Genomic DNA, 13,477 nt, shown 5'->3' with positions numbered 1-13,477 from the left:
GCGGGGGAGGGAGCCCACTGCCTATGCCGCTGCATTCTGCACATCATATGCGATTGCCCTGCCCTGGAGGGGGAGGGTAAGAGGGCAGCAGTCGCGCCATCCTTTGCTACTTCTGCGGCGGGCCGAGATCCAGCGGCGGCAGTTCGATCTGCGGCACCTCGATCTTGATCGTGCTGGGGTCGATGTTCGACTGGACGCCCTTGTAGTGCATCACCATCGCGGGGAATGCGATCACCAGTCCGACCATGATGATCTGGATGACGACGAATGGGACCGCGCCCCAATAGATCTGGCCGGTGGTGACAGGGTCCATCCGTTTGCCGGTGAGGCGATCGGTGTATCGCTCCTTCGGCGCGACCGATCGCAGATAGAACAGCGCGAAACCGAACGGCGGATGCATGAACGAGGTCTGCATGTTGACGCCGAGAATGACGCCGAACCAGATCAGGTCGATGCCGAGGTGCTCGGCGGCAGGTCCGAGCAGCGGGATCACGATGAAGGCCAGCTCGAAGAAGTCGAGGAAGAAGGCCAGCACGAAAACAAGCGCGTTGACGAAGATCAGGAAGCCGATCTGGCCGCCGGGCAGGGAGGTGAGCAGGTGCTCGACCCAGACGTGTCCGTTGACGCCATAGAAAGTGAGCGAAAAGATGCGGGCGCCGACCAGGATGAACACGACGAAAGCCGACAGCTTGGCGGTCGATTCCGTGGCTTGCCGGATCAGGTCCCAGCTCAACCGCCGCTTCGCGGCGCCGAGGAGGAGGGCGCCGGCGGCACCCATCGCGCCGCCTTCGGTCGGGGTCGCGATGCCGATGAAGATGGTGCCCAGCACCAGGAAGATCAGGAACAGCGGCGGCACCATGACGAAAGTTGTCTGCTGCGCCATTTTCGAGAGGAAGCGGAAGCCGGTCAGCTTGTCGATCGCCCAGTTCACCACGGCGACGGCGAACGCGAAGACGATGCCGTAGAACATGCTGAGCACGACGTAATCGGCGCCATGCGTCTCGGAATTGCGCATCATGAACCATCCGAACACGCAGCTCGCGAGGAACAGCATGCCGAGCGAGACCAGGCCGCGGTCGCCATTGTCTTCGCGGAAACCGATGGCGTCCTTCGGCAGGCCGGGTGCTGCCGCCGGGAAGATCACGCTGACGAGGAAGGCGTAGAGGGCGTAGAGACCCGCGAGCACGAGGCCGGGGATGAAGGCGCCCTCGTACATGTCGCCGACCGACTTGCCGAGCTGGTCGGCCATCACGATCAGGACGAGCGAGGGCGGAATGATCTGCGCGAGCGTGCCGGACGCGGCGATGACGCCCGATGCCACGCGGCGGTCATAGCCATAGCGCAGCATGATCGGCAGCGAGATCAGACCCATCGAGATCACGGAAGCTGCCACCACGCCCGTCGTCGCGGCGAGCAGGGCGCCGACGAAGATCACGGCATAGGCGAGGCCGCCGCGGATGGTGCCGAACAACTGGCCGATGGTGTCGAGCAGGTCCTCGGCCATGCCCGACCGCTCCAGCACCAGCCCCATGAAGGTGAAGAACGGGATGGCGAGCAGCGTGTCGTTGTTCATCACGCCGTAGACGCGCTCGGGGAGGGCCTGGAGGAAGTCGGGGTGAAACTGGCCGAGCTCGACGCCGACCACGGCGTAGAACAGGCCGACGGCGCCGAGCGAGAATGCCGCGGGATAGCCGAGCAGCAGCACGACGACCAGCGACGCGAACATGATGGGCGCCATATTGGCGATGATGAATGCGGTCATGATTTCCCCTACACCGTCGCCAACGGCTACTTCTTCTCGATCGCTTCGACGAGATGCTCGACTTCCGCCTCCAGCGCCGATACTTGCGATTCATGCGGGTCCGGTATCAATCCGCGCATCACCGCAATGCGCTTGATCAGCTCGGAGATGCCTTGCACGAGCAGGAAAGCGAACGCGATCATGATCAGGGCTTTGGCGGGCCATTGCGGCAGGCCGCCGGCGTTGCCGGATTGCTCGTTGATGTGGAAGGAGCGCTGGAAGAACGGCACTCCGGTAATGATCATGACGATGCAAATCGGAAAGAGGAAGAAAACGTGACCGACCAGGTCGATCACGCTGCGAGCCTTCTTGGGCAGCGCGTTGCTCACGATGTCGATGCGGATGTGTTCGTTGTCGAGCAGCGTCCAGGGCGCGCAGAGCAGGAAGACGATGCTGAACAGCACCCATTGCAGCTCGAGCCATGAATTCGAGGACGTATCGAACGTCTTGCGGATGATTGCATTGACCGCCGAGATGATCACGGCGAGCACGATCAACCACGCGAGGCGCTTGCCCGTCCAGCGTGTGAACGCGTCGATCCCTTGGCTCAGCTTAAGGAGCGCTTGCAACGATAGGTCCTCCCCCGATTTCACCCCAGCCGTCTTGATTACGCCGACGCGGCGCGCGGCTTGTCTCGCCGCAACGGCTTGAGGCAGCAGGCACCAAACCAGCGGGCGTGCCGGCAGTCAATTGGAAGTTTGTTGGTAGTTAAGGGGAATAAGGCCCGTAATCCGACGGTGTCAGCCGCCGGTGACGCTCATGTGCCTGGACACGCTGGGGCGGTCGTGGCGGCGGTCGATGATGAAATCGTGCCCCTTGGGCTTCAGTCCGATGGCGCGGTCGATCGCATCCGCAAGCAGCAGGTCATCGCTCGATGCACGCAGAGGTTTGCGCAGATCGGAGGCGTCCTCGTGGCCGAGGCAGGTGTGCAGCGTCCCCGTGCAGGTGATGCGCACCCGGTTGCAGGATTCGCAGAAATTATGGGTCATCGGCGTGATGAAACCGAGCTTGCCGCCGGTCTCGGCGACGCTGACATAGCGGGCCGGACCGCCGGTGCTCTCGGGCAGATCCGTCAGCGTGAATTGCTGGGCGAGGCGGGCGCGCACCAGCGACAGGGGCAGATACTGGTCGATCCGACCCGATCCGATCTCGCCCATCGGCATGACCTCGATCAGCGTCAGGCCCATGCCCTTGCCGTGGGCCCAGCGCATCAGTTCCGGCAGCTCGTCCTCGTTGAGGTTCTTCAGGGCGACGGCGTTGATCTTCACCGCAAGGCCTGCGGCGCGCGCGGCCTCGATCCCCTCGAGCACCTTGTCGATCTCGCCCCAGCGGGTGATCTCGCGAAACTTCCTGGGGTCGAGCGTGTCGAGGGAGACGTTGATGCGGCGGACGCCGCAATCGGCGAGCTCGCGCGCGTGCTTTGCAAGCTGGGTGCCGTTGGTGGTCAGCGTCAGCTCGTTCAATGCGCCGGTCGAAAGATGCCGCGACAGCGAGCGCACCAGCGTCATCACGTTGCGGCGGACCAGCGGCTCGCCGCCGGTGAGCCGCAGCTTCTTCACGCCCTTGGCGATGAAGGCCGTGCAGAGCCGGTCGAGTTCCTCCAGCGTCAGGAGGTCGGCCTTGGGCAGGAACGTCATGTCTTCCGACATGCAGTAGAAACAGCGCAGATCGCAGCGGTCGGTGACCGAGACGCGCAGATAGCTGATGGTCCGCCCGAACGGATCGGTCATCGCGCCCGACAGCGCGGCACGGGGGCTCGCAGAAAGTCCGTTCATACCAAATGCCTTGTCACTTACGGCGACGGGCGCACCTTTGCTTCAGCGGTGCTGAGAAAGCAATCTAAGCATCGGACGCGGCTAGGACAATCGGGTGGTATAGGCAGATCAGCGCTTGTCCGCATTCGGATCGGGGAACGGCGAGGCCGCTACGGGTGCCGCATCGGCCGGTGCTGCGGCGGGCGCGGCTGGTTTGGGCTTTTTCGTCCGGTGCGGCTTGCGGACCGGTTTCGGCGGCACCGCCGTCTGGAGTTCCGCAAACACCGGATTCGGATCGGTGGTGACGGAGGCGGGTGTGGTGAAATCGCCGGGATTCTTGACCACATTCACCGGGACGCTCGCCGGCTGGTACTTGGGCAGGGCGAAAGCGACCGTGAAAGGCGCATCGGGTGCGGGAACCGAGACCGAGCAGGGGGTCTTGCAGCCCTGACCGAGTGAGGTGGTGGCGTCAGCACCGGGCGGATTGGATTCGAGCCTGACCTGGACGGTCGGCGGTGCTGATTTGAACATGTCCCAGGACATCGAGGAACAGCCACCCAGGCTCGCTCCCGCTAGCGCAATCGCGATGACACGACGCATGAACCATCCACTTCTATTGCGACGAACCGCCACATCCCCGGGGCGACCTTAGGAGTGTCGTTTGGGGCAGGCAATTGACGCGTGGCGCATAGATAATTGATGGTTAACGCAGGGCGTCGCGAGAATAACCGAGTTGGATCAGCCGGTTGCGACGGGTGAAGCCGTCATCAGGCTGATCGCGGCCGCCGGCAGATCGCGCATGTGATGGATCAGCCGGTCCGGCTTCAATTCGGCGATCGGCACGTCGGTGTAGCCGAAGCTGACCCCGATCACGGGCACTCCGGCCCGCCGGGCGACCCCGACGTCGGTACCGGCATCGCCGACCATGATGCTGGCCTTCACGTCTCCGCCGGCGCGGGCCACGGTCTCGCGGAAAATGGTCGGATCGGGCTTCTGGACACCAAAAGTGTCCGCCCCGCAGATCGCCGCGAAACGGTGGCTGAGGTCGAGCTGGTCGAGCAGCCGCCTCGACAGCCATTCCAGCTTGTTGGTGCAGACCGCGAGGCGATGGCCTCGCGCCGCGAACTGGTCGAGTGCGGCCTCAAGCCCCTCAAAGGGACGGGATTCGACCGCGATATGGTCGGCGTAATAGGCAATGAAATCCGCGGTCATCCGGTCCATGTCTTTGGGGGTGACCGTGCGGCCCTCGGCCTCCAGTCCCCGCTCGATCAGCTTGCGGGCGCCGGCGCCGATCATGTTGCGGGCGGAGGCCATCGGCACGGGCGGCAGGCCTTCGCGGTCGAGCACGTAGTTCAGCGCGGTGATCAGGTCGGGCGCCGTATCCACAAGCGTGCCGTCGAGATCGAAGACGATGGTGTGAGGGGAGGTCATGGTCCAAGCGCTACCGGCCCGGTCGCATCCACGCAAGGGGCGGGCCCATAAGATCACCTTATAGGCCTGTTCCCGCGAGGAAAACGAGGCTACATAGGCCGCCGAAAGCGGCCGCGATCGGCGGCTCATCCTCCGAATCCAGGGCAGGCGCACACGTGAACATGGACCAGTTGAAGCGGCAGGCTGCTGCGCGCGCCCTCGAGGAGGTGCGCGACGGCATGCAGCTCGGGCTCGGTACCGGCTCGACCGCCAAACATTTCGTCGAGCTGCTCGGTGAGCGCGTCGCCGCCGGGCTCAAGGTGATCGGCGTGCCGACCTCCGAAGCCACGCGCGCTGATGCGGAACGTTGCGGCGTGCCGCTCACGACCTTGGATGAGATCGACCATCTCGACATCACCGTGGACGGCGCCGACGAGATCGATCCCGAGCTCAATCTGATCAAGGGCGGCGGCGGTGCGCTGCTGCGCGAGAAGATCGTGGCCGCCGCCTCGGATCGCATGATCGTGATTGCGGACGACACCAAATGGGTGCCGACGCTCGGCAAGTTTCCGCTGCCGGTCGAGGTTATCCCGTTCGGGCTCGGAGCAACGCGCCGCGCGATCGAAAAGGCATTTGCCGAATGCGGCGTTTCCGGGCAAATGGCGGTCCGCAAGGACAAGGGCGGCCACGTTTTCGTCACCGATGGTGGCCACTGGATCGTCGATGCCCAGCTCGGACGTATTGTGAATCCCCCCGGTCTCGCCAATGCGTTGAGCGCCATCCCCGGGGTGGTCGAGCATGGTTTGTTCATCGGCTTGGCCAGCTCGGCCGTACTGGCGGGCGGCGAAGGAATTCGCGTGATTGAACGGCGCAAGCCGAAAGGAGATCTGGAATGAAGAACGTGTTGAAATTCTTGCCGGCCGCGACTCTCGCTGTGGGACTGGCCCTATCGGCCGCCCCGGCCATGGCGCAGCAGCCGGCGCCGGCCCCCAAGGCCGCCGCGGCACCGGCTCAGCCGAAATCCTCGCCGGCGGCGATCGCAGCGGCCAAGGAGATCCTGCAGATCAAGAACGCCACGGCGATGTATCAGGGCGCCGTGCCCGGCGTCGTCGAGAAGACCAAGATCGCGCTGATCCAGCAGAACCTCAACTACCAGAAGGACCTCAACGAGGTTGCCCCGATCGTGGCCCAGCAGCTCAACGGCCGCCAGAACGAGATCGGCGAAGGCATGGCCCAGATCTATGCCAGCGAGTTCACCGAGCAGGAGCTGAAGGATCTCGTCACCTTCTACAAGTCGCCGCTTGGCAAGAAGCTGATCGAGGCCGAGCCGCGCGCCATCGGGCTCAGCATGGCCTTCATGAACTCCTGGGCCCAGAACTTCTCCGAGACCGTGATGGGCGCCTTCCGTGCCGAGATGCGCAAGCGTGGCAAGGAGATCTGATCGATCCTATTTGATCAGAGATCGTTGAAGAGGGGCGGAGTGGACCATGGCTGAATTCGACGTCGACCTCTTCGTCATCGGTGGTGGTTCGGGCGGCGTGCGTGCCGCCCGCATCGCGGCCGGGCACGGCGCCCGCGTGATGATCGCGGAAGAGTACCGCATGGGCGGCACCTGCGTGATCCGCGGCTGCGTGCCGAAGAAGCTGTTCGTGATCGGCTCGCATTTTCGTCAGGACCTCGAGGACGCCGCGGGTTTCGGCTGGACCGTTCCGCCCGCCAGCTTCGACTGGCCGACGCTGATCGCCAACAAGGACAAGGAGATCGCGCGGCTGGAGGCGGCCTATACGACGAATGTCGAGAAGTCGGGCGCGCAGATCGTCAAGAGCCGCGCGGTGATCGAGGACAAGCACACCGTCCGCCTGCTCGAGAACGACAGGAAGATCACCGCAAAATACATCCTGATCGCCACCGGCGGCGCGCCCAACCATGGCGCCGCGATTCCCGGCATCGAGCACGTGATCTCCTCCAACGAGGCGTTTCACCTTGCGCGGCTGCCGAAGCGGATCGTGATCCAGGGCGGCGGCTACATCGCGCTGGAATTCGCCGGCATCTTCGCCGGCTTCGGCTCCGACGTCACCGTGATCTATCGCGGCGACAACATCCTTCGCGGTTTTGACGAGGATGTCCGGACCCATGTCCGCAGCGAGATGGAGAAGCAGGGCATCACCATTCTCACCGGCTGCACGGTGACCAAGGTCGATCGCCACGGCGAGAGCTTCACCACCCATCTGTCGAACGGATCGAGCATCGGCTCCGACCAGGTGATGTTCGCCATCGGCCGCCATCCCAACGTCGCCAATCTCGGGCTGGAGAAGGCCGGCGTCACCATCAACCCGAACAATGGCGGCATCGCCGTCGACCATTTCTCCAGGAGCTCGGTCGACAGCATCTATGCGATCGGCGACGTCACCCACCGCTTCAACCTGACGCCGGTCGCGATCCGCGAGGGCCATGCCTTTGCCGATACGGTGTTCGGCAAGCGCGAGGTCAGGGTCGATCATGCCAACATCCCGACGGCCGTGTTCTCGCAGCCGGAAGTCGGCACGGTCGGTCTGACGGAAACCGAGGCGCGCGCGCAGTTCAGCCACGTCGACATCTACAAGACGACGTTCCGCCCCATCAAGGCGACGATGTCGGGCCGCGACACCCGCATGCTGATGAAGCTCGTGGTCGACGGCTCAACCGATCGCGTGCTCGGCTGCCACATCGTCGGCGATGCCGCCGCCGAGATCACGCAAGCTGTCGCGATCGCGGTGAAGATGAAGACGACCAAGGCGGATTTCGACGCGACCATCGCGCTGCATCCGACCGCGGCCGAAGAGCTCGTCACGATGCGCACGCCGACCGCGCGCCACGTGCGTCAAGCGGCGGAGTAAGCTCGGCGCTCAGCCGTAGAGATACCCGACCGGCTTGCCTTCGGTGCGCAGGGGTCGGACGTCTTTGTGGGTGATGATCTGACCGGCGAGGCCGTCGATCTCGTCACGCTGCGTCGGCGTCCAGCTGCGCAGCTCGTTCATGCCCTTGAGCAGGCCGAGCCGCAGCACCTGGGTGTTTTCGCCGACAGCCGTGAGGCTGATGGAATCCCTGCCCGCCGTCACCACATCGCCGGCCGACAGTTCGAAGCTCTCGCCGGTCTTTCTCTTGAACTCGGCCGTGCCGCGAATGACGCGATAGATCACGACCTCGGCCTTGGCGAAACAGCTCGCGTCCGTGGCGATCGACGTGCTCTTCGGCAGCAGCGACTGACCGCGCGGGTCGGTTGCGATGATGTGGCCAGCGACGAGATGGCCGCTCGGAATCTCGATGCCGATATCGCGCACGTGGACCGGCATGGTCGATTTGACCGAGCCATCGGTGAGCGGCCTGAACAGCGCGTCCAGCGCCAGGGGATCCTGAAGCCAGAAGCCGGCATCGGCCGGCCGGTCGTGCAGAGGGTGGCTCCAGGCCACGCGCGGCGTCTCGGCCTCGTTGATCTGGTCCGGACCGACGATGGTCGGGTTCGGAAACGTCGTCGGATCGGTGATGAAGGCTTCGAGGAACTTGCCCGAATAGCCCATCGAGATCGGGTCGGGCACCACGGTCTGCGGCGTCTTCAGGTTCTCTTCGGTCGACAGTCCCGACCAGGTGTAAAAGAGCTGGCGATGGACGATCGCGCTTTGCAGCATCACCGCGCCGGGGCCGACATTGTAGAAGCGCCCATCATAGTCGAAGGTGAACGCGCCCGAGGTGACCAGCACGAGCTGAAAGCCACCCGGCGGAAGATGAAGGTGGAAATCGGTGGGGCCGGTGTCGGGCCGGTAGATCGGCAGATTGGTCGCGACCTCGTGCAGCAGGAAGGTCTCGTTGTTGGCGTGAAAGCCTTCGTTGGCGCGGTTGTAGAGGGCCTGCGGCCGGTACGTCGCCTCGAATTTCGCATCCCGGTCGCGATCGATCGCCACGAAGTCCTGGTCGTTGAGACGCAGCCGCGCGCCGTTCGGATGGGTGAGACCGGTGAATTTGAGATCTCCGGCAGCATGCACGTTCATGGCATTCTCCGATCTGGGGCCGTCCATCCCGGAGCTGGGCGCACGCAACTTTCCGCGCTCTATCGTGGGCGGGCAGGGAATTGGGCCAGATGCTGTCTTGCGAATTTTGGGCCAGTCGGCGCGCAGTGCGCGCACAGGCTCGCCGCCCGCACGCGCCGCGTAAGAAAAGCGAGATTGCACCAGAGGTTAGACAACGGGTTCGCCCACCTGCCTGACCTTTCCGCGCAGGTCCGCAAGTTCGGTGGAGCGACGCATCTTGTCTAATTTGTCGGCATGTCCTGCGAGGGCATGCAGCCGGGCAGCTCGCGGCGACAACAGGCAAATGTCCGGCGGCTCAGTGTCTCAAGCCGTTCATTCGAACGACTGACGGACGCCCCGCTCGGGCTTGCCGAACGGGCTATCCGCCCACTTCGCCATGTCCAGCGCGCGGGCGTCGAGGCCTTCACACCAGAGACAGCTCGGTTCCACGCGGCCTTTGGCCGTCAGCATCGGGACGAGCGCATGGCCGCAGCCGGTGCAGGATGTGGTGCGATTCATGCGCTTCTCCGCGCTCATCGGATTCAAGGACGACATTTTCGCTGCCGAAGCTTGCGCGAGCGCTATGGCGACGCAGACGCTCGTTCCCGAGATGTAGATGTAGCGATCAATCGTGACACGGTTGCGATGTCGCCGCCGCTTGCGCGATAGGCGGAGCGTATCGCCTTCCGGATCCCGGCTTTGCGCCACAACGCGAAGAGCGTTGCAGCGCGCCGCGGACGCGGTTTCATCGCTATGGAACCGATGCGGCGGCTGGTCGCAGTCATATTGCCTTGATTCCGACAGAGCCACCTTTATCTCTGAGCAGAACAAGAATCCGGGCCCCTCTGGCGAGGACGCCGACCATGTCGGCAAACCTCGTGATGTCGGATGACCTGTCCCGCGCGAATGCGATGGATCGGCCGATCGTCGGGCCTTTGTTCGTTCTCTCCGACTATTCGTCCCGATCGCAGCTCCGTGCGGCCATTTCGCAAGTTAAGGGAGCTACGATGTCTGACGCCAGAACTTCAAATCCGATGGAAATCGAGATCACGGAGCCGTCGAGCCTGAACGAGCAGGCGGCGGTCGCGTTGGTGATCGTGGGCGCGCTGGTTGCGGTTGCCGACCGGCGCGTCTCGCCGGTCGAGCGCGACGAGGTGATCCGTTTCATCAGGGACCGCAAGCTGGCGCCGCACATTTCGGACGAACGGCTCTATGCGATGTTCGATGAACTCGCCGAACGGCTCGAGGAGCCGGATTTTGCCAACGTCGTGATCGACACGCTGCGGCCGGTTTCGAATCTGCCGCTCTCGTCCCATTTGATGGAGCTGTCGGAGCGCGTTGCTGCCGCAGATGAGGACGTCCATCCCCACGAAGTCCAGGCGATCAAGTTGTTGCGCTTGCTGACGCTGGTGCTGCCGCGCGCGAAGCCGGTCGTGCCCAGTGCAGCGGACGCCACGCTCCAGGCCGCCCTGAAGGAGTAAGCATGAGCACAGTTTCGGACGAGCGCACCACCGAAGCCGTGGGCACCACCGGCGAGATCGCCGGTGGAGACCCGCGCCTGGCCAAGCTCGTCGACCGCCTGCCGCCGCGCATGGGCGACACCTTCACCTATCTGCTCAAGCCGTCCAGCCGCTGGGTCAGGATCCCCTCGGGGACGCTGCTGGTCGCCGGCGGCGTGCTCTCCTTCCTGCCGCTGCTCGGCGTCTGGATGCTGCCGCTCGGCCTCGCGCTGCTCGCCGAGGACGTGCCGGCGCTGCGCTCCTCCCGTTCGAAGGTCTTCGACTGGATCGAGCGCCGCAAGCCGCATTGGCTCGATCCGTCGACATCGAAAAATGATCAAACATGACTGAATTCATCACCGCCGAGGCGCTGACCGCGCTGTTTCAAGTCGTCCTGATCGATCTCGTGCTCGCCGGCGACAACGCCGTCGTCATCGGCCTCGCCGCGGCGGGCCTGCCGGCTCAGCAGCGCCGCCGCGCCATCATCGTCGGCATCGCCGCCGCCACCGTGCTGCGCATCGCCTTCGCCGGCGTTGCGACCCAGCTCCTGCAGGTCATCGGACTGCTGCTCGCCGGCGGCGTGCTGCTGCTCTGGGTCTGCTGGAAGATGTGGCGCGAGCTGCGCGAGCAGTCCACGCATTCGGAGCAGCTCGCGTTCAGCCATGGCGGCGGCGCGGATGCCGCGCCGGCACAGCGAAAGACCTTCGGTCAGGCGGCGGTGCAGATCGTCGCCGCCGACGTCTCGATGTCGCTCGACAATGTGCTCGCGGTCGCGGGCGCCGCGCGCGAGCATCCCTACATCCTCGCCTTCGGCCTGTTGCTGTCCGTCGCGATGATGGGTGTCGCCGCCGATCTGCTCGGCCGCGTGCTCCAGAAGCAGCGCTGGGTCGCCTATGTCGGCCTTGCCATCATCATTTACGTCGCCTTCGAGATGATCTATCGGGGCTCGCTCGAGCTCGCGCCTGTCATCGCGAGTCTCTGAGGCGCATGCTGCTTGCAACCCGGAGTGATCAATGACGTCTGAACCCAAGGCACCTTCGGCGCCGGCCGCGCCACTGCCGCCGGTCGGCCTGCTTCCGAAGCTGATCTTCGGCTCGCGCTGGCTCCAATTGCCGCTCTATGTCGGCCTCATCGTCGCCCAGGCCGTCTATGTGCTGTTGTTCCTGAAGGAGCTCTGGCACCTGGTCGCGCACTCGTTCGACGCCAGCGAGCAGCAGATCATGCTGGTCGTGCTCGGGCTGATCGACGTCGTCATGATCTCGAACCTGCTGATCATGGTGATCGTGGGCGGCTACGAGACCTTCGTCTCCCGCCTGAACCTGAGCGGGCATCCCGACGAGCCGGAATGGCTCGGTCACGTCAATGCCAGCGTGCTCAAGATCAAGCTCGCGATGGCGATCATCGGCATTTCCTCGATCTCGCTGCTCAGGACCTTCATCGAGGCCGGCAATCTCGGCACCACCCGCAGCAATTTCACCGAGACCGGCGTGATGTGGCAGGTCCTGATCCACATGACCTTCATCGTCTCGGCGATCGGCATCGCCTGGGTCGACCGTCTCAGCGAGAGCGGCCATCGCAAGGAGGCCGGCCACGGCTGAGGGGGCGACCCTCTGACGGGAGGTGCCGGCGTCCGTTCATGGTTTCTGCCCGGGAGCTCGCGGGGTACGGTCCCGTCTGCTCCAAGCTATTCATTCGGCTGGACTGCCGACGACCGCTCCCTGCCTGACGTCCTCGCGGGCGAGGATCAGCAGGAGGCTGACGATGATCAACTCGATCACGGCGAAGGCGACGAAAGCCCCGGTGAACGCGCCGGAAGAGGCGTTGATGATGGCTCCCATCATCCAGGGCGCCACGAAAGCCGACAAGATGCCGAATACCTCCGCATAGCCGATCGCCGCCGGTGCAAGCGCGTCGGAGTATTTTTCGCTGAGCAGCGCGAAGATCGCACCGCCGCCGAGCAGCGCGATGCCGCTGAGGGCTGCGAACAGCACGAGCATCCCGAACGGCATCGGCGTGACGACACTCCAGAGGAACATCAGGGCGGTCAGGAAGGCGAGCCCCGCGGTGAGCTTGATCATGAACGGCTTGCCGAGCCGGTCGGACATGTAGCCGCCGATCACCAGGAACAGAACCTGCGACAACCCCATCACGGTGCCTATTATGGCGCCGGCTTCCGGCGGCATGTGCTGCACGGCGATGAAAGCGGGCACCACCCAGGTGGCCGAGCCGGCGATTGCGAAGGTACAGGCCACGATGCCGAAACCACCGACCGCGATCCATTTCGAGCGGAAGATTTCGCCAAGAGGCAGGTGCTTCTGAGGCGTCTCATTGCCCCAGGTGAAGTCGGCGATGCCGATCTCGCGCGGGCTATTGCGAACGACGAGGGCGTCGATCGCGGCGACGATCAAGGTGCCGACCGCCAGTACTGCGAAGAAGGTCCGCCATCCGGTCGCAATGGTCAGGGGAATGCCGAGTGCGAAATCCAATGTGATGGCGAGGCTGTAGGCCGCAAGGATGATTCCGACCACAGAGCCGCGCCGGCTCTGCGGAAACCAGCCGAAGATCAGCTTCATGTTGCCGATGAAAATGCCGGCGTCGAAGAAGCCGATGAGGAGCCGCAGCAGCACGAGCTGGGTATAGGTCTGGACGAACACCTGAAGCATCATCCCGAGACCGGTGCCGGCAAGGCCAATCAGCAGCATGTTGCGCGCCGTCATGGAGCGGCTCACCGGTGACCACACCACCATGCCGACGCCATAGGTCAGTGCGAAGATACCCTGCGCCAGACCTGCCTCGGCGGGATTGAGTTTCAGGCTATCGGAGACGAACGGCAGCACGGCCGCGAAGGCGTACCAGTCGGCCGCGAGGAATATCTCGCAGAAAATGGCAAGAGCCAGCATGCCCTTTTGCCAGGCGGCAATCCGTCGGCGGTCGCTCTCGGAAATGGTCGTCCAGTTGGTCGTCACGATC

Annotated in this window: 15 protein-coding genes; 7 read left to right on the top strand and 8 right to left on the bottom strand. The window is 64.3% G+C overall.

Features of this window, described 5'->3' with window-relative positions; all coding sequences use genetic code 11:
• Positions 1-106 precede the first annotated feature (106 nt).
• The 5 genes from AC1RQP_RS06470 to AC1RQP_RS06450 form a co-directional block, all read right to left on the bottom strand.
• Entirely contained in the window at positions 107-1,762 is a 1,656-nt protein-coding gene (locus AC1RQP_RS06470) for a TRAP transporter large permease (protein ID WP_239623018.1), read from the bottom strand.
• A gap of 26 nt (positions 1,763-1,788) precedes the next feature.
• A complete protein-coding gene (locus AC1RQP_RS06465; RefSeq protein WP_239623019.1) occupies positions 1,789-2,370 on the bottom strand; it encodes a TRAP transporter small permease subunit in 582 nt (193 codons plus the stop codon).
• Between the two features lie 171 nt (positions 2,371-2,541).
• The gene (gene moaA / locus AC1RQP_RS06460; RefSeq protein WP_028179687.1) at positions 2,542-3,576 is read right to left on the bottom strand and encodes a GTP 3',8-cyclase MoaA; all 1,035 of its coding nucleotides are present in this window, start codon (positions 3,574-3,576) and stop codon (positions 2,542-2,544) included.
• 108 nt (positions 3,577-3,684) lie between these two features.
• The gene (locus AC1RQP_RS06455) at positions 3,685-4,155 is read right to left on the bottom strand and encodes a hypothetical protein (protein ID WP_239623020.1); all 471 of its coding nucleotides are present in this window, start codon (positions 4,153-4,155) and stop codon (positions 3,685-3,687) included.
• A 138-nt stretch (positions 4,156-4,293) separates the two neighbouring features.
• Entirely contained in the window at positions 4,294-4,986 is a 693-nt protein-coding gene (locus AC1RQP_RS06450; protein WP_492936290.1) for an HAD family hydrolase, read from the bottom strand.
• A gap of 155 nt (positions 4,987-5,141) precedes the next feature.
• Here AC1RQP_RS06450 and rpiA point away from each other — a divergent pair, with 155 nt between their 5' ends.
• The 3 genes from rpiA to gor are packed head-to-tail and all read left to right on the top strand — an operon-like array spanning position 5,142 to position 7,841.
• Positions 5,142-5,861, top strand: coding sequence for a ribose-5-phosphate isomerase RpiA (gene rpiA / locus AC1RQP_RS06445; protein WP_492936289.1), 720 nt, complete (start codon positions 5,142-5,144; stop codon positions 5,859-5,861).
• On the top strand, positions 5,858-6,406 hold the full coding sequence (locus tag AC1RQP_RS06440) for a DUF2059 domain-containing protein (protein WP_239623022.1): 549 nt from the start codon (positions 5,858-5,860) through the stop codon (positions 6,404-6,406). Before rpiA ends, AC1RQP_RS06440 begins: the two co-directional genes overlap by 4 nt.
• A gap of 46 nt (positions 6,407-6,452) precedes the next feature.
• Positions 6,453-7,841 (top strand): glutathione-disulfide reductase, encoded by a 1,389-nt coding sequence (gene gor, locus AC1RQP_RS06435; protein WP_492936288.1) that lies wholly within the window; start codon positions 6,453-6,455, stop codon positions 7,839-7,841.
• Between the two features lie 9 nt (positions 7,842-7,850).
• Here gor and AC1RQP_RS06430 read toward each other — a convergent pair whose 3' ends face one another.
• The gene (locus AC1RQP_RS06430) at positions 7,851-8,990 is read right to left on the bottom strand and encodes a hypothetical protein (protein ID WP_492936287.1); all 1,140 of its coding nucleotides are present in this window, start codon (positions 8,988-8,990) and stop codon (positions 7,851-7,853) included.
• 351 nt (positions 8,991-9,341) lie between these two features.
• Entirely contained in the window at positions 9,342-9,818 is a 477-nt protein-coding gene (locus AC1RQP_RS06425) for a hypothetical protein (RefSeq protein ID WP_492936286.1), read from the bottom strand.
• A gap of 197 nt (positions 9,819-10,015) precedes the next feature.
• On the opposite strand from AC1RQP_RS06425, the gene AC1RQP_RS06420 reads away from it, so the two are divergent.
• The 4 genes from AC1RQP_RS06420 to AC1RQP_RS06405 are packed head-to-tail and all read left to right on the top strand — an operon-like array spanning position 10,016 to position 12,105.
• On the top strand, positions 10,016-10,489 hold the full coding sequence (locus AC1RQP_RS06420) for a TerB family tellurite resistance protein (RefSeq protein WP_131873294.1): 474 nt from the start codon (positions 10,016-10,018) through the stop codon (positions 10,487-10,489).
• 2 nt (positions 10,490-10,491) lie between these two features.
• Positions 10,492-10,854 (top strand): hypothetical protein, encoded by a 363-nt coding sequence (locus AC1RQP_RS06415; protein ID WP_492936285.1) that lies wholly within the window; start codon positions 10,492-10,494, stop codon positions 10,852-10,854.
• The gene (locus AC1RQP_RS06410) at positions 10,851-11,489 is read left to right on the top strand and encodes a TerC family protein (RefSeq protein WP_239623027.1); all 639 of its coding nucleotides are present in this window, start codon (positions 10,851-10,853) and stop codon (positions 11,487-11,489) included. The genes AC1RQP_RS06415 and AC1RQP_RS06410 overlap by 4 nt, the downstream gene beginning before the upstream one ends.
• Before the next feature lie 31 nt (positions 11,490-11,520).
• Entirely contained in the window at positions 11,521-12,105 is a 585-nt protein-coding gene (locus AC1RQP_RS06405) for a TIGR00645 family protein (RefSeq protein WP_239623028.1), read from the top strand.
• A gap of 90 nt (positions 12,106-12,195) precedes the next feature.
• Here the strand turns inward: AC1RQP_RS06405 and AC1RQP_RS06400 are convergent, their stop codons facing one another.
• Positions 12,196-13,473, bottom strand: a complete 1,278-nt coding sequence (locus AC1RQP_RS06400) for an MFS transporter (RefSeq protein ID WP_492936284.1) — start codon at positions 13,471-13,473, stop codon at positions 12,196-12,198.
• Positions 13,474-13,477: the final 4 nt, after the last annotated feature.

The sequence above is a fragment of the Bradyrhizobium sp. GW821-FHT13H06 genome (assembly GCF_058803975.1).
Note: the sequence above shows the minus strand (reverse complement) of the source record. Positions and strands in the feature narration are given on the sequence as shown.

Excerpts from the sequence above, each read along its gene's own strand:
- AC1RQP_RS06410 (WP_239623027.1), top strand. The coding sequence starts at position 10,851 with ATGACTGAATTCATCACCGCCGAGGCGCTGACCGCGCTGTTTCAAGTC.
- AC1RQP_RS06440 (WP_239623022.1), top strand. The coding sequence starts at position 5,858 with ATGAAGAACGTGTTGAAATTCTTGCCGGCCGCGACTCTCGCTGTGGGA.
- gor (WP_492936288.1), top strand. The coding sequence starts at position 6,453 with ATGGCTGAATTCGACGTCGACCTCTTCGTCATCGGTGGTGGTTCGGGC.
- AC1RQP_RS06430 (WP_492936287.1), bottom strand. The coding sequence starts at position 8,990 with ATGAACGTGCATGCTGCCGGAGATCTCAAATTCACCGGTCTCACCCAT.
- moaA (WP_028179687.1), bottom strand. The coding sequence starts at position 3,576 with ATGAACGGACTTTCTGCGAGCCCCCGTGCCGCGCTGTCGGGCGCGATG.
- AC1RQP_RS06405 (WP_239623028.1), top strand. The coding sequence starts at position 11,521 with ATGACGTCTGAACCCAAGGCACCTTCGGCGCCGGCCGCGCCACTGCCG.
- AC1RQP_RS06470 (WP_239623018.1), bottom strand. The coding sequence starts at position 1,762 with ATGACCGCATTCATCATCGCCAATATGGCGCCCATCATGTTCGCGTCG.
- AC1RQP_RS06455 (WP_239623020.1), bottom strand. The coding sequence starts at position 4,155 with ATGCGTCGTGTCATCGCGATTGCGCTAGCGGGAGCGAGCCTGGGTGGC.
- AC1RQP_RS06415 (WP_492936285.1), top strand. The coding sequence starts at position 10,492 with ATGAGCACAGTTTCGGACGAGCGCACCACCGAAGCCGTGGGCACCACC.
- AC1RQP_RS06420 (WP_131873294.1), top strand. The coding sequence starts at position 10,016 with ATGTCTGACGCCAGAACTTCAAATCCGATGGAAATCGAGATCACGGAG.
- AC1RQP_RS06450 (WP_492936290.1), bottom strand. The coding sequence starts at position 4,986 with ATGACCTCCCCTCACACCATCGTCTTCGATCTCGACGGCACGCTTGTG.